The organism is Streptomyces sp. NRRL F-5123, assembly GCF_000721495.1.
GTDB lineage: Bacteria > Actinomycetota > Actinomycetes > Streptomycetales > Streptomycetaceae > Actinacidiphila.
Genome location: NZ_JOHY01000014.1, coordinates 104,748 through 123,634, shown reverse-complemented (window position 1 = coordinate 123,634; position 18,887 = coordinate 104,748). Strand labels below are relative to the sequence as shown.

Genomic DNA, 18,887 nt, shown 5'->3' with positions numbered 1-18,887 from the left:
TCACGGCCGGCCCGCGGTCAGGCGCGGACATACGCGGCTCGCACGGTCGTGCTGGAGGTGTCGCCGCCGAGCAGGCGGTCGAGCAGGGACGCCAGGCCCGGGTCGGCCCAGTCCTCGGCCACCGCCAGAGCCCCCAGCTCGTCGAAGCGCCGCAGGTAGTCGGGGTCGTGGACGGTGGGGACGGCCACGACGGGGCTGCCCGCGGCGCGGGCGGCGGCGGCTCCGGTGGCGGAGTCCTCGAAGACGAGCTGGCGCTCGGCCGCCGCGCCCAGCAGCCGTGCGGTGGCCAGGTAGACGTCCGGCGCGGGCTTGAGCCGCGGCACGTCCTGCGCGGCGACGACCCGGGCCTCGCCGAACAGCTCCAGCAGACCGGCCCGGCGCAGGACGGCCAGCGCGGTGTCCCGCTCGGTCGCGGTGCCGACGGCCAGCGGCACGCCCCGGTCGCGCAGCCCCTCCAGGACGGTGCGGACCCCGGCCCGCGGCACGATCTCCGGGACGCGGCCCACGAGTTCGTCGAAGGCCGGGTGCTTGGCCGCGAGGATCCCGGCGGCGGAGGCGCCGGACGGGGAGAGGGCCGCGATCTCGGCCGCGACCAGCGGGTCCGGCCCGCCGATGAGGTGCGGCAGCCGGTGCGGCGCCTCCTCGCGGGTGAGGGTCACGCCTGCCTGCCGGGCGGCGGCCAGCCACGCGTCGTGGTGGAAGCGCTCCAGGTCCACGAGGGTGCCGTCGAGGTCGAAGGCGGCGGCCTGCACCGGATCGGGGACGGCGGCGGTCATCGGGCGCTCTCCCGCGGGGCGAGGGCCACGACGGCCGTCTCGTCGTCCTCGTAGCGGATCCCGGCCGCGTAGCGGGGGCCGAGCATCGACAGAAGGTAGCCGAGGTCGTCGATCATGCCGATCCCGTCGGCGGGGTCCCGGTGGACCCCCTTGGACCGGACGAGCAGCGCGGTGCGGGCGATGCGCAGGCTGTCCATGATCAGCGCTGACAGGTCGATGGGCGTGAGCATGCGCCACAGGTCGAGGTGCACCGCGGCGTCGAAGGCACCGTCCGGGTAGTGGGTGCGCACCCCGAACAGGTGCGGGTTGTCGGGCCCGAAGGGGGCGCCGTGGTCGACGGTGGTGGCGCGGCCCGTGGCGGCCGCGGCCGCGAGGTCGAAGCCGATCCACAGGCTGCTCGCGGAGTCCGGCAGGCCGAGCGCCTTGGCCACCCGGTCGGCGGGGACCCGCCCGGGGTGGTCGCGCAGGAACTCCCGGCAGTCCTCGTAGTAGGGCAGGGTGCGGGCGACCCGGCGGTGGTTGTCCGAGGGGTGGGTGAAGAACTCGATGTCGTAGTGCCGGTACTTGTCGACGAGGAAGGGCAGGACCGGCTTGGTCCGCTCCCACTCCGTCGTCCAGTCCCGGAAGTGCGGTGCGTGGTGGCACACGGCGGCGGGCTCGTAGCGGAAGCGGCTGCTGTCGCGGCCGAAGTGCCGGTAGATGCGGTACGTGAAGTCGGTGTCCTCGTAGCCCCACTGCACGAACGACTCGTCGAACCCGCCGACGGCCTCGTAGAGGTCGCGCGGCAGCGAGAGGTTGTGGGTGAAGCCGAACATCCAGCCCGTGCGCCGGTAGACGTCGAAGGCGGCCGGGTCGGTCTGCGGCAGGTCGCGGTGGTCGCCCTCCATCGGCAGCAGGGTGCCGTCGGCGGGCAGGGTGCCCGCCGCCAGCGCCGCGAAGGTGCCCCAGCTGGGCTCGGTCCGGCGGCCGTAGACCACCTCGGGGCCGGTGTCGCCGGGCCGCCGCAGATGCCGCTCGACGAGGTCGGGGGAGGCTATCGAGTCGGCGTCCATGAGCAGCAGCCGGTCGCCGCGGGCCGCCGCGGCGCCGGTGTTGCGCGCCGCCGACCGGCCGCGGTTGACCTCGTGGCGGACGTAGCGCACGTCGAGGGCGGTCTCGTGGCGGCGGACCACCGCACGGACGTCCTGGACGGAGGCGTCGTCGGCCACGACGACCTCGAAGAGGTCCCGGCCGGCCGTCTGGCGGGCCAGCGCCCCGAGGGTCAGCTCCAGGCAGTCGACCTGGTTGTAGGTCGGGATGATGACGGACAGCACGCTTAGGCCCCCGGGGATGCGTCGGTGGTTGGCGTCGGGCCCGCGGCCGCGGGCGGATCGCCCGGACGGCCGCTGCCCTGGAGGACGACCGGCACGCGCTCCCACGCGGCGCGGGATTCCGGCCGGGCGGGGGCGTGGCGGCACAGCACGTAGTGGTGCGGCGCCATGGTCAGGGCTCCGTCGAGCCGGTCGAGCACGGCGGCGTGCACCTGCTCCGGTGTCGTGGGCCGCCCTGTCACGAGGTAGCCGACCAGCCGCACGCCGCTGCCCTCCTCGCCCGTCGGCTCGGTGAAGACCCGGGCGGCGGTGGCACCGGGGAGCGCTGCGAGCAGGGCGCCCACCGCCTCCGGGGAGACCCGGCAGTGGTCGGCGACGACCGCGTCCGCGGGCTGCCCGAGCGGGGTGACGCCGGTCAGCTCCGCGACCCGGTCCAGGTCCAGGTCGCCGGCCTCGCACAGCTCGATGAGGACGGTCTCCAGACCGGCCAGCAGCGCCCGCGCGCTCGCCGCGTCCAGGTACCGGCTGTCGGTGAACAGCTCGACGACCGCCCGCGAGCGCAGCGCCTTGACGTGGAAGTAGATCTTCAGCTGCTCCTCGTCGCGGCCTTCGAGGTCCGCCAGCACGGTGTCCGCGGTCAGCGCCCGCAGCTCGGCGGCGGTACGGGGCGCGGGCGGAAGGGCGGGGCCCGCCTCGGGGGCGATGTTCACCGTGCTCAGCGTCCCGAGGGCGGCTCCGCGCCGGACCCGCTCCGCGGCCGTGAGCCGCGCGACCTCGCGCGGGTCGCTGTTGCCGCGCAGGTACGCCAGTGACGACGCCCGGTGCGCGGCCCGGACGGTGGCGGCCAGCGACCCCGCGTCCACCGGTAGCAGTACCGGCGCGACCTGGTAGTACGTGCCCACCGAGGCGGCGTCCGCGGGCGTGAAGCGATTCCCCGTGGCGAGTGCGAGCGGGACGGCGCCGGTGCCCGTGCGGACGCCGAGGATCGCCGCCAGCGCGCCCAGCAGTGCCGCGGACGGGCTGACCCGCAGCCGGCCGGCGACGGCCTGCGCGGCGGCGGCCAGCGCGACCGACTGCAGTCCGGTGCCGGGGAAGAGCGGGCGCTCCCCCGGCTGCGACAGGTTGGGGAAGACGGTCTGCGGCGCCGTCCGCAGGGTTTGCCGCCAGTAGGCGAGGGAGGCGTCGCCCGCCCGGCGCCCGGGTTCGGAGGCTTCGTAGGCGGCCCGGTCCCGCGACTGGACACCGGCCGGCGGGACCTGCGCCGCGTCGCCGCCGCGCAGCAGCGCGAGGAATTCCGCGCGCAGCGCGGTCAGGCCCCACGCGTCGGCCGCGAGGTGCGACAGGACGAGCACGACCTGGCGCGGCCTGCCGCCCGAGGTGACCACGCTCGCCCGCAGCGGCCACTCCTGCGCGTGCCGGAAGGGCTCGTGCCACAGCCGGTCCTCGTCCCGCTCCGCGGTCCGCCGGACCCGGCCGGGCGTGGTCCCGGCGATCTCGACGGCGAGCGCGCCCTGCCCGTCGCACTCCTGCCGCGGCTCGCCGTCCGGGCCCGCCGGGAAGCGGGTGCGCAGCACCTCGTGGCGCCGGACGAGGGCGTGCAGGGCGCCGAGCACCCGCTCGCGGGTCGCGTCGGGCGGCAGGTGCACGCGCAGCCGCAGGCTGATGAAGTGGTTGTGCGGGGCGAGCGCCGCCAGGATGTCCCAGACGAACCGCTGGCCCCACGTCAGCTCCGCTCCCCCGCCGTCCAGGCCGGTGAACTCCAGCACGACCCGCTCGCGTACGTCCGCGCCGTCGGCGGGCGCCGCCGCGGCCTCGGGCGCCGCCGTACCGCCGGTCACGGGGCGTCCGGGGCCGGCGTCGCGCGCTCGCGCCGGAAGAGCATGAACCAGTCGCCGACGCCGACCAGTTCGCGTACGTCCGGGTCGGCGATCGTCTGCTCGCGGGCGGCGAGGACGTAGCCGTGGCGGGCGAGGACCGGGGTGAAGTCGGTGCGCAGGTAGTCGTTCTCCAGGCTGAGCAGCTTGTCGCCCTCGTTGGGCACGATCATCAGGGCGGGCACGTCCAGCCGCGCGAGCAGCGCGATCCAGGCCTCGATCGCGGTCAGCGGCATCTCGGAGAAGCTGTGGATGTTGACGGCCAGGTCCGGCCGCTCCTGCTCCAGCCGCTCCGCCATCTCGTCCAGCGGGATCACGGTCGCCTTGGCCGCCTTGCGGTAGCGCAGGTACTGCTCGCTGAGAAAGGTCGACTCCGGGATCGCGTCGACGCACAGGTAGCGCGCGAGGCCCGGTACGCACTCCGACATCCGGTGGGCGAGGCGGCCGTAGCCCGCGCCGATGTCGAGGACGGTGAAGTCCTTGCGGGACAGCAGGTCCCAGTGCCGGTCGAGGAAGTACATCTCGTTGACGGAGTCGAGCAGGTCGCGGCTCGCGGTCGGCAGCCCCTGGAAGTCGAACGCCCAGCAGCCGAAGGCGCCGTCCTCGCCGGTGCGTTCCAGCAGCTTGTGGGTGTCCTGCCGGCTGATGTACTGGGCGAGCAGGAAGAACTTCAGCCGGGCGTTGTCGCCGACCTGGCGCAGCTGCCAGACGTACGCGTTGTCGCCGCGGAAGAACTTCAGGTTCAGGTCGCGCAGCCGGCGGCTGCGGCGCCAGAAGCTGCCGGGGCGGTAGGGCGAGTCCAGCCGGCGGTAGCGCGCCCGCAGCTGCTCCAGCTCCGGGTTGCGGTCGTCCAGGACGGCCGCCAGCTCGGCCGGGAGCGGCGTGGAGCCGTCGTGCCGGCCGTGTCCCGCGTGGATGCGGAAGCTGGTCAGCTCGGTCGAGGTACGGGTCAGGGTCAGCCCGAGCAGGCCGACGAGGTAGCGAACGGTCAGGAAGACCCGCGAGGTGAACCGGTTCATCACCCTCACCCCCTGCCCGCGGTGCCGGCGGCGGCCGGGACTCGGCAGGCCTCGCCGCCGCCCAGGACGCGGACGGCCATGTGGCCGAGGGAGACGTGCAGGTCCTCGGTGAGGCCGTAGTCCGCCTGGCCGAGGACGACATGGCGGTCGGCGAGCGCCGCGACGTCGCCCGGTGCGCCGAGCGCGGCCAGCACCGTCATGCCCAGCTCGCGGCCGGTCGTGGCGGCCCGCACCAGGTTGGGCGAGCGGCCGCTGACGCTCAGCAGCAGCAGGACGTCGCCGGGCCGGGCCCAGGACGGGAGCTGCCGGGAGAAGATCTCGTCGTAGGAGTAGTCGTTGGCGATCGCCGTGACCCGGGCGATGTTCTCGGTCAGGGCCACGGCCTGCCGCTCCGGGCCGAACGGCTGCGAGGCCGCGGCCAGGTCGGCGGCGATGTGGAGCGCGGCCGTGCTGCTGCCGCCGTTGCCGGCGACCAGCACCCGGCGGCCCTCGCGCAGCGCGTCGACCAGGCAGTCCAGGACGTCGGCTACGGCCGCGACCTCGATCTGCGCGAGCGCCAGCGTGAGGTCGTCGACGTACTGCTTGACCGCCGCAGCGGCCCCCGCGGAGGCGGACGGCGCCCGGCCGTCCGCGCCGGTACCGATCTTCATGGGAGCGCTCCCATCGGCATGTGAAACCCCCGTCACCACATCTCGGACACCGAAGAATCGGGATCTTGTCAGGGGACGTGGCGGGCCGTCAACCACCTTCACACATACGGTTTTTAGACATCCTTGACCACTTGTGCGATGCGTAGCACGCCGCTTGGGCGGCACCCGCGCCGACAGCACCGCCCCGCGCACCCGCGCCTCCGTCGCCCCGCCGGTGGGGCGGCGAATGCGCGAGGAGGACCGTGACGGCGTCGTCGACCAGGGCATCGCCGAGCGCCGCAGCGGTCCGGCCGGGACCCCGCGGCGGCGCGGCGCCCTGGACGGCGGCGGGGAGCAGCGGCGCCGGCAGCCCCGCGCCCGGCCGCGTCGTACGCACCCTCCGCGCACCGGTGCCGAGGATTCCGGCCAGGTGCGGAAGGGCCGCCCCGCGGTCGCCCGCGGCCCTTCCGCCGGTCCGGCGCGGCCGCGGTGCGCGTCCGGTCGCGCACGCAGCGCGAAGGGACGCGCGTCACAGGGTTCGGCGGCGCCCGGCGGGTACGCGTAACCGGGTGTCGCCGGGCGGCGGCGGCACCGCGGAGGCGACGCGGAGGCGACGGGAATGGGCATGGAGGGCGCACTGCGGCCGGTTGTGGTGATGGGAACGGCGCTGGCGGTGACGATCGCCGTGGGCTACGCCGTCGACAGAGCGCTGCGCGCGGCGGACGTGCGCCATCCCGAGACGCCGCTGTGGCATCTGCTGCGGCGCTGCCGCCTGCCGCTCCAGGTGCTCATCTGCGCGGCGATCCTGCGCGGCGGCTACCGCGCCGCGCATGTGGTGCGCGGGCAGCACCTCACGGCCACCGGCGAGGTGCTCACGCTGACGCTCATCGCCGCCACGGCGTGGCTCACCGTCCGGGTCGCGACCGCCGTCACCGACTCGGCGTACGCGCGCTACGCGGCCGTCTCCCGGGACGTGGCGAAGATCAGCCGGCTGCGCACCCAGTCGACGCTCATCCAGCGGGTGTTCATCGCGGCCGTGGGCGTGATCGCGGCGGCCTCGATGCTGTTCACCTTCCCGGCGATGCGCACGCTCGGGGCCTCGGTGCTCGCCTCCGCGGGCATCATCGGCATCGTCGCGGGCGTCGCCGCCCAGCCCACGCTGGGCAACCTCTTCGCGGGGCTGCAGATCGCCTTCGGCGACATGGTGCGCATCGGCGACAACGTCGTGGTGGACGGCGAGTGGGGGACGGTCGAGGAGATCACGCTGACCTACCTCGTCGTCCGCACCTGGGACGAGCGGCGCATCACGATGCCGGTCTCGTACTTCACGGGCCGGCCGTTCGAGAACTGGACGCGCGGCGACCCGCGCATGACCGGCACGGTTCTCCTGCACGTCGACCACGCGACGCCGGTGGACGCCATGCGCAAGCGGCTGCACGAGATCCTGGAGCAGGCCCCGGAGTGGGACCACCGGGCGTGGAACCTGGTGGTGATCGACACCACCCCGACGACCCTCCAGCTGCGCGCCCTGCTCACCGCGAAGGACGCGGGCGACCTGTTCGACCTGCGCTGCGTGGTGCGCGAGGGGCTGGTCGCATGGCTGCGGGACGAGCATCCGTACGCGCTGCCGCGGGTCAGCACCGCGGAGGCGCCCGGCGCGCCGATGACGGACTGACGGGGCGGGCAGGGCGGTCCCGTACGGAGGCGGTCCTCCCGGGTCCGGCGGGAGACCCGGCGGGGGCGGGCGACGGGACCCCGGATTGGTCTAGGCCTTATGTCGTCCCGCCTCTTGACGTGCCCCCGCGGCCGCCGCTACCCCTTGTGACGGCCGCCGCGGCGTGGCGCACGGGTACGGGCACGGCCGCGGCCGTATCCCCCCACCGCCCCTGGAGGCACTTGTCATGCCCCTCCCCCCGCACCGCACCGCCCGCGCCGCCGTGGCCGCGACCGCGGCAGCCCTCGTCACCGCGGCGGCGGCGCTCGCCGTGCTGCCCGGCGCCGCGTCCGCCGACGAAGCGTCCGGCCTGCTGGCCAACGGCGGCTTCGAGAGCGGCACCACCGCCGGGTGGACGTGCTCGGGACAGTCGGCCGTCACCGCGAGCGCCCCGCACTCCGGCACGTACGCCCTGCTGTCCACGCCCACCGGCTCCGACACCGCGGCCTGCTCGCAGACCGTCGCGGTCCGGCCCGGCGGACGGTACGCGCTGAGCGTGTGGGTCAAGGGCCCGTACGCGCGGCTCTCCGTGTCCGGCGCCGGGGTCTCCCAATCCACCTGGACCGCCGCCGCGGGCTGGGCCCCGCTCTCGCTGGACGTCACGGCCACGGCCTCGACCACCTCGCTCACCGTCACCGTGAGCGGCTGGTACGCCTCGGGTGCGGTCTCCGCCGACGACGCCGTGCTCAGCGGCCCGGCGGCCGGGAGCACCGCCCCTCCCACGACCGCCCCGCCGACGACGGCCCCGCCGACCACCGCCGCCCCGAGCGCCACCGCGACGCCCACCGGAACACCCACCGGAGCGCCCCCGGCCGGGCAGCTCGTGCAGGTGAAGGACAGCCAGTCGCTCAAGGCCGCGCTCGCCGCGGCCCTGCCCGGCCAGACCATCTCCCTCGCGGACGGCACCTACACCGGCAACTTCAAGATCACCGCCGCCGGCACCGCCGCCGCGCCCATCGTCCTCACCGGCTCCCGCAACGCCGTCCTGACCACCTCCAGCGGCGGCGGCAACGTCGTCCAGCTCACCTCCTCCCCGTACTGGACGATCCGCGGCGTCACCCTGACCCACGCCCAGAAGGGCATCATGATCGACTCGTCCGACCACGTCACCGTGGACGGCGTGCAGGTGTACGGCACCACGATGGAGGGCGTGCACTTCCGCACCTCCAGCAGCTACGGGGTGGTGCAGAACTCCTTCATCCACGACACCGGCACCTCGGGCAACGGCATGGGCGAGGGCGTCTACGTCGGGACCGCCAACACCCTCACCGACACCAGCGACCACGTGCGGATCAGCGACAACGTCATCGGCCCGAACGTCGGCGGCGAGAACATCGACATCAAGGAGGGCACCACCGGCGGCGTGATCTCCGGCAACACCTTCGACGGCAGCGGCCTGACCGGCGCCAACTACGACGACTCATGGGTCGACATCAAGGGCAACGGCTACACCGTCACCGGCAACCGCGGCAGCCGCAGCACCAACGACGGCTTCCAGACGCACAGCCAGTTCGACGGCTGGGGCTGCGGCACCGTCTTCCGCGGCAACGCCTCGGACCTGACCGGCGCGACCGGCCCGGACCGCTACGCCATCCACGTCACGGACTACGACGCGGCCACCTGCCCCGTCACCGTCGCCGCGGACAACACCGTGACCGGCGGCAACGGCCTGGTCAACCCCGGTATCCCGATCGGCTGACCGGCGGCCGCGGCGCCTGCCCCCGCACACCCGCGGGGGCAGGTGCCGCAGATGTCGTCCGGCCGACGGCGCAGCCCGCCGGCCACGCGGCCGTCCGGTCCGCTCCGGCGCGCCCCGCACCGGCGGGGCGCGCCGGGCCGTTGCGTCACATCCGGTCAGGCGGTAGGTCCGCCGGTTCCCGTGGAGCGGGTGGCGAAATGCCCGTCCCGCGCAGGCGTTCGCCGTATGGTGAGCGGCACCGGAGGGCCGGACACCGAGGGAGCCGTGCATGACGCGTTATCTGATCTCGTTCGACGACGGCGCGATGACCTTCCCCGCGGAGGATCTGCCCGAGGTGGCCGAGGCCGCGCACGCGGTCGTACGGGCGGCCCAGGACGCCGGCGTGTGGGTCTTCGGCGGCGGGCTGGAGAGGCAGCGGGCGAGCGTCGTGGGCACCGACGGGACGGTCACCGACGGCCCGTACCCGGAGACCAAGGCCGTCATCGGCGGCTTCTCGGTCGTCGACGTGCCGTCGCGCGAGGAGGCGCTGCGCTGGGCGGCCAGGTTCGCCGCGTCGTGCCGCTGCGCGCAGGAGGTCCGGGAGATCATGGACGATCCGGACGTCTGACCGGAAGGCCCCGGCGCCCGGGTGGCTCCGGTGCGAGCGGCGGGAGTTCGGCCGCGGCCAGGACAGGGCGACCGGGCCGGAGGCGAGGGCGAGGCGTCAGCCCAGCAGTTCCAGCAGGCGGGCCGCCTGCCGTTCGGCGGTGCCGGGCGGGTTGCGGGGGTTGGCCGGGTCGTCCTGGGCGAGCAGGAAGAGCCAGACGAGGGCGAGCAGTCTGCGGCACGCGCGCAGCCGGGCGGTCTCGGCGGGCGTGAGGTCGAGGCGGGCGAGCAGGGCGGGCACGTCCAGCGGGCAGGTGGCCCAGGCGCTCACGTGCTCGGTGATCTCGGCGATTTCGAAGGCGCGGTCGCTGCGGCCGGACTCCTCGAAGTCGACGGCGCGGACCCGGGCGCCGTCCCACAGGTAGTTGGCGAGGTTGCCGTCGCCGGGCCCGAAGGCGGCGGGCAGGCCCGCCCGGTCGCCGTCGTCCGGCGCGGAGCGGGCGAGCCAGCCGAGCCCGGCGTCCACGGCCTGCCGCACCGCACCGCCGGTCCGCGGCCGCACCTCCGCCGCCCAGCGGTCGAGGTGGGGCCGCAGCGCGCTGGGCCGTCCGGGCCGCGGCGGCAGGGCGCCCAGCGCCTCCGGCGGGACGGCGGAGTGCAGCGCCGTCAGCGCGGCGGCGAGGGCGTCGAGCTGCTCCGTCCCGAGCGCGGCGTCCCGCAGCGGGTCGCCGGGCAGCCGGGACATCACCACGACGGGCCGCTCCGCGTCGAGTTCGGCGGCGAGGGGTTCCGGCGCGAGCCCGGGCGCGTACACCGACAGCAGCGTCAGCGCCCGCCATTCCCGCTCGGCCCGCCCGCCGCTCCCCGGCAGGAAGCGCTTCGTCACGCGGTCCGCGGCGACCTCGACGCCGTGGGTGCTCCACCGGCCGGACGTCGTCGGCGGATCTCCCGCCGTGCCGCCGGCGGGCGGGGACGCGGAGGCGGCTCGGGGGCTCGGGGGGCGCTGGGCGGGCGGCGGCATGCGGGTGAGGATACGTCAGCGGGCGGCGGCGCCGAGCAGGCGGACGGCGTCGGCAGCAGGCGGCGAGAGGTCCGGTCCGCGCAGCTCCGCCAGCGGGACCCAGGCCGCCGCGTCGGTGCTGCCGTCGGTCTCGGTCACGGCCGGGTTCGCTCCGCCGAATTCCACGGCGTAGAAGAGCGCGGTCAGATGCCAGTCCACGCCGAGCCTGCTCGCCGCGTAGGTGCGGGCGTCGAGGAGGCGGGCGGTGGTGAGGGCGAGGCCGGTCTCCTCGTGGAGCTCGCGGGTGAGTGCCTCGACCGGCTGCTCGCCGGGGTCGATACCGCCGCCGGGGAGATGCCACAGGCCAGGAGTGAAGACGGGCGAGGTGGCGGCGAGGCGGGCCAGCAGCAGACGGCCGCCGCGCGACGCGACGGCGTAGGCGGAGACCCGGGTGCGCGCGCTCATGCCGCACCCCCGGGGAGGCGGCCCGCGGCGGTGTCCTTCAGTCGGCCGGTCATGGCCGAAGAGCGTAACCGGCCGCCGGGAGCCGCGGCATGACGGCGGGATTGAACTCCGACCTACCGGCCTGCGTCGGGCGCCGCCGCCGAACGATCCGCACACGTCCTGGGTGCTCTTCGAGCCCGGCACCCGCATGGTGCTGACCGCAACCGGCGGGATCTCGCCGGGCAGGCGACGGGAGTCCGGCGGCCGATCCGCCTGCGGGGGCGCTTCCGCAGGGACTTCCACGTCCTCGGCCTCGTCGACGTCCCCGGCCGGGCGGCGACGGGCCGTCACCAGGACGTCCCGGCGTACGTGGCGCCGGGGGAGCCGGACGACCACCGCACCCTCGCCGTCGGCCGGTTCGGACGCCCGGAGCGGCACGACGGCGGCACCGCCCCGCACGTCGTCCACGTCGAGGACCGGGGCGGCGCCGGGGCGGCGGGAGCAGTGGGGACAGTGAGGGCAGTGGGGGGGCGTCCGGGGCGTGGTGGCCGCTCGGGGCGGTCCGGCGCACGGGGCGCTGTCGCGATGCCGCGGGCTTCGGCGGAGCAGGACGGGGCAGACGGCGCCGCGGAGGTGTCCACGAGGGCTGCGTTGCTTCTCGTCCTGCTGCCGGCCGTGGTCCTCTTCGGGCTCGGCTTCGCACTGAAGGTCCTGTGGTGGACAGCCGCGGTGGTCCTCGTCGTCTGGCTGCTCGGATTCGTCTTCCGGGCCGCCGAAGGCGGGGGACGCCGCCGATGGTATCGATGGTGACCCCCGCCGGAAGGCCCCGCGCCCCCGTCACCGGACGGGGCGCCCCGGGGCCTTCCCACGCCCGCGGGCGGTCCGCGGCCCTGCGCCCCGGGGGTCGGCGGAGGGTTCGCCGTGCCGCTCGCGGCCCCCGTCCGAGCGCGGCCCGCCCTGGCCCGCGAGGTCGGGGGTGCCGACCCGCGGCGGGAGGTCGGGGGTCATGTGCGTGTCGTCGGAGCTGTCCAAGGCTGTCCTCCGTGGGTCGCGGGGTTCGTGGCTTCGCGCGCCGGGTACCCGCTGCACACCGGAACGAAGGGGCGCCGGTCATCCGCCCGCGAGGCCGCGCAGGGCGCGCCTGAGCAGAGCGTCACCGGGGGGATACGACCGTGCCGTCGGCCGACGGCCAGGGCCCGGGTTCAGCGTGGTGGTACGGGCTCGTGCCCGCCCGCGGCCGGTCGCCGCTGCCGCCGTGCGACCCGGACGCCCAGGCGACCCGGTCGGCGTAGGCGTCCCGCTCAGCGTCGGCGTCCCGGTCGGCGAGCACCTTCCGCACGTCCTCACGGGAGCGTCCGACGAACTGGTGGCGTACGGCCATGTCAGGCCTCCTGGGCTGCGGAGTCACACATGGGCGCATTTCCTCTGCTGTCGTCGCAAAACACTCTGCTGTCCCGTTTCACGGCGGGCATTGAGGGCACCCGCACCTGTGGCCGCCCGCGTCCGGCGACGGGCGGGGCGCGGCCGGAAAGCAGGGAGGACGCGAGGGAAAGGTGCAGCCGTATGCGCGCCACCGGGTGGCACGGCAAGCGGGACGTCCGGGTCGAAACACCTCCACGGTCCGCGGGTCGAGGAGGAGACCGACGCTGCCGTCCGCACCACCTCGTCCGGGCCGTGCGGATCCGGCCTGCACCTGTGCGAGGTCCCGACGCCGGTCAAGGCACCGGGCGACCGCGTCGCCGCCCCTTCCGGAGCGCCGACGGCACGTGCCGGACGTGCTCACCGCGGCCTGTTCAGGCGGTGCGAGACCGCGCAGGCCACCGAGCACGTCATGCGCGCGCGGCTGTTCGGCACCACCGAGCCGTACGGGGCGGCGCCCGGCCCGCAGGCGGCACACCTGCGTGTCCCCCACGTGCCGCTCGACGGGCAACGGTCGCGTACGCGACCTTCCAGAAGAAGGAAGACAGCGCCGTCGAGGTGCTCTTCCGGCCATGACCGGAAGCGGATCCGCCGTCTGACGCGCGGACCGGACTTGCGAGGAGGCGGATTCCCGTGATCACAGCGGTGCGGCAGACCACCGAGCTGGCGTCGTCGAGCGTCACGGCGTGGGCCGTGGTCTTCGGCATCATCGTCGTCGGCGTGCTGATGCTCGCCTTCTGGTGGGGCGCCCGGGCGCTGCAGCGCCGACGCGGCCCCGTGCGCGAGCCGCAGCCCCGGGCGGGCTCGTGGCACGAGCCGCAGGAGGGCGAGACCCACCACTCGGCCCGCGCGGCCCGGGCGGACGACGAGGACGGCGGTGCCGAGGTGTGGCACGAGCCGCGGGAGGGCCGGGAGGGCGAAGCCCACCACTCGGCCCCGTCACGCGGCCGGGACGGGCAGGGCTGACGGCGAAGGGCCCGCCCGCGGCACGGGCCGCCGTCACGCGCGGTGCGTGGCGGCGGCCCGTGCCGTGCGGTGGCGCTCAGCGGCCGACGGCGCGGCGCAGCTCCTCCTTGTTCATCTGCGAGCGGCCCTCGACGTTCTTCTTCCGGGCCTCCTCGTAGAGCTGGTCCCTGGTCGGTCCCTGGGCTCCGCTGTGCGAGCGCCGCCCGCCGCGCCGGTAGGCGGACTCGGGGTCGCCGGTGGAGGTCCTGCTCGCCGAGCGGGACTCGCCGGAGCGCGCACGCTCCTTGTTCACGGTGCGGGCGGCGATCTCCTTCGCCCGCCCCGCGGACGCGCCGCGCTCCTGCGCGCTCTCCTTGATGTGCTCGTACTGCCGTTCCCGTTTGCTACTGCTTCCCGCGGGCATGTGCCGGCTCCTCTCGTAGCTGCTCCGGTGGCGGTCGGCGGGCGCTGTCGGCCGGTGCCCTTCCCGTGGTGCGGCCGGAGGGCGCGCCGCTGCCGGTCGGGTACGCCTCCCGTGGGCGGCCCCGGCGCCGGTACGGGCCGGGGGCACCCGGGGCGTACCGGCTCTGTCGGCCGACTACCCGATGCGGAAGGCCGCATTCCTGCCCACTCGGCGAGGTGCGGATAGCGGCGGGCGGTGCGGGTACGCGCCGGGTGAGCGAGGTGGGAGGAGGCTGCCGCCATGGCCGCACGGGACAGACTGGCCGAATACCGCCGCCGGCGGGACTTCGCGCGGACCCGCGAGCCCGAGGGGCGCGGCGGGCACGGTGCGGACGGCGGCGGTGAGCCGTCCTTCGTGGTGCAGATCCACGACGCCACCTCCCTGCACTTCGACTTCCGGCTGGAGGCCGGTGGCGTGCTGAAGTCGTGGGCGGTGCCGAAGGGGCCGTCCGACGACCCGCACGACAAGCGGCTCGCGATGCCGACCGAGGACCACCCGCTGGACTACCGCGGCTTCGAGGGCGCCATCACGGCGGGCGAGTACGGCGCGGGCACGGTCATCGTGTGGGACGAGGGCACGTACGAGAACGCCACCGAGGACCGGCGCGGCCGCCCGGTGCCCCTCGCCGAGGGCGTGGAGCGCGGCCACGTGTCCTTCCGGCTCGCGGGCCACAAGCTGCACGGCGGCTGGTCGCTGACCCGCATCCGGGGTTCCGGCGAGGACGGCGGCCGCGAGGCGTGGCTGCTCGTCAAGCGCGCGGACGCGCGGGCCGGCCGGCACGCCACTCCCGACCCGCGGCGCGCCCGGTCCGCGCTCAGCGGCCGCACGCTCGGCCAGATGCGCGCGGCGGCGGAAGCGGGCGAGGCGGACACCTGGGAGAGCGACAGGTCCGGCCACGGGCAGGGGTCGTGAGCCGGCCGCTGCTGGACCGGCTGAGCGAGCGGGAGCGCGGCATGCTGCGGCCCGCCGGTCCCGACACGGGCGCCCCGATGCTGGCCCAGCTGAGCGATGTCCGGAGCTTCGGCGAGGGCTGGATCTTCGAGCGCAAGCTGGACGGCATCCGCATGCTGGCCTCGCGCGACCGCGAGGGGCGGGTGGAACTGTGGTCCCGCACCGGGCAGCGGCTCAACGCGACCTATCCGGAGGTGGTTTCGGCGCTCGCGGAGCAGGCCTGCCCGGATTTCGTGGTGGACGGCGAGATCGTGGCGCTGCACCGCGGCCGTACCGACTTCGCCCTGCTCCAGCAGCGCAGCGGCCTCACCGACCCGGCTGCCGTGCGGGCCGCCCGCGTCACCGTCACGTACTACCTCTTCGACCTGCTGCGGCTCGGCGGCGTCGACACCACCGGGCTGCCGCAGCGGGCCCGCAAGGCGCTGCTGCGGGACGCGCTGGACTTCCGGGCGCCGCTGCGCTTCACCCCGCACCGCAACCACGGCGGGCAGGAGCTGCTGGACCGGGCGTGCGGCTGGGGCTGGGAGGGGCTGATCGCCAAGCGGGCGTCGGCGCCGTACGCGCACCGCCGCTCGCCGAGCTGGCTCAAGCTCAAATGCGCCGCCGGCCAGGAACTGGTGGTCGGCGGCTTCACCGAGCCGGCCGGCAGCCGGCTCAGCTTCGGCGCCCTGCTGGTCGGCTACCACGAGGAGGGGCGGCTGCGGTACGCGGGCAAGGTCGGCACGGGCTACGACACGCGGACGCTGCGCGCGCTGCGGGAGCGGCTGGACGCGCTGGAAACCGGCCGCTCACCCTTCGCCGACCCCGTCCGCGAGCGCACCGCGCACTGGGTGCGCCCGGAGCTGGTCGCGCAGGTGGCCTTTACCGAGTGGACCCGCGACGGCCGGCTGCGCCACCCGCGCTTCCTCGGCCTGCGCGAGGACAGGCGGCCCGCCGATGTGGTCCGCGAGCAGCCGCCGGGGAGGCGCTGACGATGGCGGGGACGCCGTACGAGACGGTACGGGCCGGCCGCCGCTCGGTGCGGATCGGCCGCCCGGACAAGGTGCTCTTCCCCGCGGACGGCCTGACGAAGGCGGATCTGGCCGCGTACTACAAGGCCGTCGCCCCGCGGATGCTGCCGCACCTGCGCGGGCGCCCGCTCATGCTGGAGCGGCACCCCGGCGGCATCGAGGACCACGGCTTCATGCAGAAGGACACGCCGGACCACGTGCCCGACTGGGTGCGGCGCGCCGAACTGCCCAAGGAGGGCGGCACGGTCACCTACACCGTGTGCGACGACACCGCCACGCTGGTCTACCTCGCCGGCCAGGCGTGCGTGACGCTGCACCGCTTCCTCTCCCGCGCGGACCGCGCCGACCGGCCCGACCGGCTGGTCTTCGACCTCGATCCGCCGGACTCGGACTTCGCTCCGGTCCGCGAGGCCGCGCGGCGGGTGCACGGCCTGCTGGACGAGCTGGAGCTGCCGTCCACGGTGATGACGACCGGTTCGCGCGGGCTGCACGTGCTCGTCGCGCTGGACGCGGGATCCCCCGTGGACGACGTGCGCGCCTTCGCTCGGGACGCGGCGGAGCTGCTGGCCGCACGCCACCCGGACAGCCTCACCGACGCACCCCGCAAGGCCGCCCGCCGCGGCCGCCTCTACCTGGACGTGCAGCGCAACGCCTACGGCCAGACCTCGGTGGCCCCGTACGCGGTCCGCGCGCTCCCCGGCGCCCCCGTCGCGGCACCGCTCGCCTGGGACGACGTGGACGACCCCGAGGTGACGGCCCGCCGCTGGACGCTCGCGGACGCCGCCGCCCTGGCCGAGGCGGACCCCTGGCGCGACGCGCCCCGCCCGCGGGCCCTGGGCCCGGCGCGCCGCCGGCTGGACGCCCTGCGCAAGGACGGTTGACTGCGCCACTGGAGTGCACCCTCAACCTCACCCTACAGTTGAGGTCGAGAGTTTTTCCCGGGCGGTCAGCCCGCCCCACGCGCCCGCCCCGAGGGCAGCAGCTCGCCCAGATCCGCCGAGAAGTCGGCGGCGACCTTGTCCATCAGCTCCGGGGACAGCGCCCCGTCCAGGACCTCCAGCACGGCGGCGCTGTCGCGTACGGCCGCGTCGTCCGGCACCCCGGCGCGGCCGGAGACCCGCCCGGCGAAGGCGGTCAGGTCGAAGCGCTCCCCCGCGGCCCGGCCGCGCCCGTCGCGCCCGGCGTCCTGGGCGGCGGCCCGCAGGTGCGCTCCCAGGTCCGGCGGCAGTTGCGCGGCCATGTGCTCGGCGAGCCCCGGGGCGACGCGCTCGCCGAGGGTGCGCAGCACCGCGCCGGTGGCGCGCTCCGCCGAGCCTCGGTCGGGCAGGCCGGCCAGTTCCTGGACCTTTCCGATCATCTCGTTGTGCTGCATGGCTCACTCCCCGCGCCGCCCGTTCCGTCGTCAGCCGCGGGGCGCGGCTCAGGGCGGCGCACCGGAGCGGGTACCCGTTCGGGCGGGGATTACCGCCCGCGCCGGGCGATCGGCTCGGGGCGGATGGGGCCGCCGCGCGCCGCGCGGGCCGGGAAGCCCGTTCAGGCTTCCCGGCCCGCGCGGCGGCAGGTCCAGGCGGTCAGCGCGTGACCGCGTCCCGGACCCGGTCCACCATGGCCGCGAAGGGGCCGGTCAGGGCCAGCGCGCCCGGTCGGCCCGCGACCGCGGAATGGGGGTGCGTGGGCGCCAGGCGCTCGATCATGAGCAGCCTTTCGCCCATGGCCCGGCGGCGGTCCTCGGTGCAGTCGCGCATCAGCGCCGGGAATTCCTCGGACTCCTCGTGGTCGGCGTGGTCGCCGACCGCCTTCTCGAACTCACCGAGCATCTCGGTGAATCCGGGGCTGTCCGGATCCATCCCTTCCAGCTGTTCGAGCACTTGCGCGGCCTCGGCCTCCTCGTGATCGCGCGCCGCCGCCTCGCGCTCCCCGGCGGAGCGCTTGGCGACCGGCCGCACGACCAGTTCCTCGGCGACCTCGTGGACGGCCAGCAGCGCCCGCAGCTCGTCGAACGCCTCCTTGCGCCCTTCTCCCCTGGCCTCCCGGACGGTGCCGAACAGGTCGCGGATCCGCGCGTGCTGCGTCAGCAGCACCGCGACCACGTCGCCGTCGGGCAGCCGGGCCGCCTGGGTCCGTTCGGCTGTGGCAGAACTCATCGTCGGCTCCTTCTGCGTCGTCTTCGGTCCTTGTGTGCGCGTCCTTCTCCGTGTCGGACGGGCGGTATTCGGGTGCGGGTAACCGCTGCAGGCGCGTTCAAACCGGGCTGCCGCGCAGGCACTTCCGGACATCCTGGCGGACCGTCACGGCCCGCCCCTCGCATCCGCAGGCCGCAGCGGGGTCGCGCAGCGGCCCCTTGCCACGCCGTGCGGGCGGTCCCTCGCGTCGACGACGCCCATGTCCACCACGACCGCGGCCGCGGAGGATCGCCCGGCGCGGCCGCGGTCTGCCGCGGCCGCGGACTTTCCGTGAGGGTGGTCGGCGGTGCTCGTCCTGCGCAGACGGCGGAGCACGCGCGGCGCGCGCGGCGCCGTGCGCTCCGGTGTCACCACCCCCGACCGGTGGCTGCCGGCCAACGAGGCGGTCCGGGCCGTGGCCGGCGCTGTTCTTCGACTCCGGCCCACGCCGGATCCCGTACCCACGGCAGCTACGCACCGCTCGACGGGCTGCCGATGCCCGAGTCGTACGACTCGACGCTGCACATCGGCTTCGACGTCCGCGGCGGGCTGCTGGTCCGCCAGATGCACGCCCCCGGGCCGGGCCACCCCCGACCCGCACGGAGAGGCGGCCCGATGACGACCGAGGCGTGGCTGTCCGGCGGGGTGTCGGGGAGCGCTGCTGGGCCCGGACGGCGCGTACGTGTGGACGTGCGCGCCGCGCTGGGAGTCCGGCGCCGTCTTCTCCGCGCTTGTCGGCGGCCGCGGGCGGGTACGCCCTGACGCCGTACGGCCGGTTCGCGGGCGGCATCCCCTTCCCGGATCTCGAAGACCTGTTCGCCCCGCGCCACTGGGCTCGTCCCCTCCCGTGTGAAGCGCGCCGCCGGTGGTACCCGAGAGGTGGGACC

General features: G+C 75.5%; 20 protein-coding genes and 1 pseudogene. 10 read left to right on the top strand and 11 right to left on the bottom strand.

The genetic code is table 11. The features are described from left to right. Nucleotides 1-17: 17 nt before the first annotated feature. From IH54_RS41675 to IH54_RS45555, 5 genes are read right to left on the bottom strand one after another with little or no spacing between them, the layout of a single operon-like run. Complete coding sequence (locus tag IH54_RS41675; protein ID WP_052397511.1) at nt 18-776, bottom strand: HAD family hydrolase; 759 nt, start codon at nt 774-776, stop codon at nt 18-20. After that, nucleotides 773-2,089 carry a glycosyltransferase gene (locus tag IH54_RS45560; RefSeq protein ID WP_031517348.1) on the bottom strand — a complete coding sequence of 439 codons (1,317 nt, stop codon included), beginning with the start codon at nt 2,087-2,089 and terminating at the stop codon, nt 773-775. Before IH54_RS45560 ends, IH54_RS41675 begins: the two co-directional genes overlap by 4 nt. Nucleotides 2,090-2,091: 2 nt before the next feature. After that, complete coding sequence (locus IH54_RS0116230; protein ID WP_031517347.1) at nt 2,092-3,924, bottom strand: condensation domain-containing protein; 1,833 nt, start codon at nt 3,922-3,924, stop codon at nt 2,092-2,094. Further along, nucleotides 3,921-4,979 carry a putative sugar O-methyltransferase gene (locus IH54_RS0116225; protein WP_031517346.1) on the bottom strand — a complete coding sequence of 353 codons (1,059 nt, stop codon included), beginning with the start codon at nt 4,977-4,979 and terminating at the stop codon, nt 3,921-3,923. Before IH54_RS0116225 ends, IH54_RS0116230 begins: the two co-directional genes overlap by 4 nt. A 5-nt stretch (nt 4,980-4,984) precedes the next feature. Then, on the bottom strand, nt 4,985-5,629 hold the full coding sequence (locus IH54_RS45555) for a D-sedoheptulose-7-phosphate isomerase (protein WP_052397510.1): 645 nt from the start codon (nt 5,627-5,629) through the stop codon (nt 4,985-4,987). Between the two features lie 604 nt (nt 5,630-6,233). Here IH54_RS45555 and IH54_RS0116210 point away from each other — a divergent pair. The 4 genes and pseudogenes from IH54_RS0116210 (at nt 6,234) to IH54_RS0116200 (ending at nt 9,628) form a co-directional block, all read left to right on the top strand. Further along, on the top strand, nt 6,234-7,283 hold the full coding sequence (locus IH54_RS0116210) for a mechanosensitive ion channel family protein (RefSeq protein WP_078862253.1): 1,050 nt from the start codon (nt 6,234-6,236) through the stop codon (nt 7,281-7,283). Nucleotides 7,284-7,509: 226 nt separating this feature from the next. Further along, nucleotides 7,510-7,887 (top strand): annotated as a pseudogene (locus tag IH54_RS46870) (carbohydrate binding domain-containing protein); the annotation flags it as partial. A gap of 117 nt (nt 7,888-8,004) precedes the next feature. After that, a complete protein-coding gene (locus tag IH54_RS46865; RefSeq protein WP_420711765.1) occupies nt 8,005-9,021 on the top strand; it encodes a right-handed parallel beta-helix repeat-containing protein in 1,017 nt (338 codons plus the stop codon). 268 nt (nt 9,022-9,289) lie between these two features. Beyond that, nucleotides 9,290-9,628, top strand: a complete 339-nt coding sequence (locus tag IH54_RS0116200) for a YciI family protein (protein WP_031517337.1) — start codon at nt 9,290-9,292, stop codon at nt 9,626-9,628. Between the two features lie 96 nt (nt 9,629-9,724). On the opposite strand, the gene IH54_RS46860 is transcribed toward IH54_RS0116200, so the two are convergent. Together IH54_RS46860 and IH54_RS0116190 are read right to left on the bottom strand one after the other, a co-directional pair. Next, entirely contained in the window at nt 9,725-10,627 is a 903-nt protein-coding gene (locus IH54_RS46860) for a phosphotransferase family protein (RefSeq protein ID WP_234343549.1), read from the bottom strand. A gap of 15 nt (nt 10,628-10,642) precedes the next feature. After that, a complete protein-coding gene (locus IH54_RS0116190) occupies nt 10,643-11,071 on the bottom strand; it encodes an NUDIX hydrolase (protein ID WP_043181114.1) in 429 nt (142 codons plus the stop codon). A 630-nt stretch (nt 11,072-11,701) separates the two neighbouring features. Between IH54_RS0116190 and IH54_RS0116185 the strand changes: the two genes are divergently transcribed. Next, nucleotides 11,702-11,860 (top strand): hypothetical protein, encoded by a 159-nt coding sequence (locus tag IH54_RS0116185; RefSeq protein WP_031517331.1) that lies wholly within the window; start codon nt 11,702-11,704, stop codon nt 11,858-11,860. Nucleotides 11,861-12,203: 343 nt separating this feature from the next. Here the strand turns inward: IH54_RS0116185 and IH54_RS0116175 are convergent, their stop codons facing one another. Continuing rightward, the gene (locus IH54_RS0116175; protein ID WP_031517327.1) at nt 12,204-12,431 is read right to left on the bottom strand and encodes a hypothetical protein; all 228 of its coding nucleotides are present in this window, start codon (nt 12,429-12,431) and stop codon (nt 12,204-12,206) included. Between the two features lie 671 nt (nt 12,432-13,102). Between IH54_RS0116175 and IH54_RS44525 the strand changes: the two genes are divergently transcribed. Then, the gene (locus IH54_RS44525) at nt 13,103-13,435 is read left to right on the top strand and encodes a DUF6479 family protein (RefSeq protein ID WP_031517325.1); all 333 of its coding nucleotides are present in this window, start codon (nt 13,103-13,105) and stop codon (nt 13,433-13,435) included. A 76-nt stretch (nt 13,436-13,511) separates the two neighbouring features. Here the strand turns inward: IH54_RS44525 and IH54_RS0116165 are convergent, their stop codons facing one another. Next, nucleotides 13,512-13,838: a hypothetical protein gene (locus tag IH54_RS0116165; RefSeq protein WP_031517323.1), complete on the bottom strand. Its 327-nt coding sequence runs from the start codon at nt 13,836-13,838 to the stop codon at nt 13,512-13,514. A 279-nt stretch (nt 13,839-14,117) separates the two neighbouring features. Here IH54_RS0116165 and IH54_RS0116160 point away from each other — a divergent pair, with 279 nt between their 5' ends. From IH54_RS0116160 to ligD (IH54_RS0116150), 3 genes are read left to right on the top strand one after another with little or no spacing between them, the layout of a single operon-like run. Beyond that, nucleotides 14,118-14,789 (top strand): DNA polymerase ligase N-terminal domain-containing protein, encoded by a 672-nt coding sequence (locus IH54_RS0116160; protein WP_052397508.1) that lies wholly within the window; start codon nt 14,118-14,120, stop codon nt 14,787-14,789. A gap of 41 nt (nt 14,790-14,830) precedes the next feature. Continuing rightward, nucleotides 14,831-15,799: a non-homologous end-joining DNA ligase gene (ligD, locus tag IH54_RS0116155; protein WP_052397518.1), complete on the top strand. Its 969-nt coding sequence runs from the start codon at nt 14,831-14,833 to the stop codon at nt 15,797-15,799. 2 nt (nt 15,800-15,801) lie between these two features. Beyond that, nucleotides 15,802-16,719 (top strand): non-homologous end-joining DNA ligase, encoded by a 918-nt coding sequence (gene ligD, locus IH54_RS0116150; protein WP_031517317.1) that lies wholly within the window; start codon nt 15,802-15,804, stop codon nt 16,717-16,719. A 65-nt stretch (nt 16,720-16,784) separates the two neighbouring features. Here ligD (IH54_RS0116150) and IH54_RS0116145 read toward each other — a convergent pair whose 3' ends face one another. Together IH54_RS0116145 and IH54_RS0116140 are read right to left on the bottom strand one after the other, a co-directional pair. Continuing rightward, entirely contained in the window at nt 16,785-17,210 is a 426-nt protein-coding gene (locus tag IH54_RS0116145) for a DUF2267 domain-containing protein (RefSeq protein ID WP_031517315.1), read from the bottom strand. Between the two features lie 199 nt (nt 17,211-17,409). Then, nucleotides 17,410-17,982 (bottom strand): hemerythrin domain-containing protein, encoded by a 573-nt coding sequence (locus tag IH54_RS0116140; RefSeq protein ID WP_031517313.1) that lies wholly within the window; start codon nt 17,980-17,982, stop codon nt 17,410-17,412. Between the two features lie 700 nt (nt 17,983-18,682). Here IH54_RS0116140 and IH54_RS46855 point away from each other — a divergent pair. Continuing rightward, a complete protein-coding gene (locus IH54_RS46855) occupies nt 18,683-18,853 on the top strand; it encodes a hypothetical protein (RefSeq protein ID WP_234343547.1) in 171 nt (56 codons plus the stop codon). The last annotated feature ends 34 nt before the right edge of the window (nt 18,854-18,887 follow it).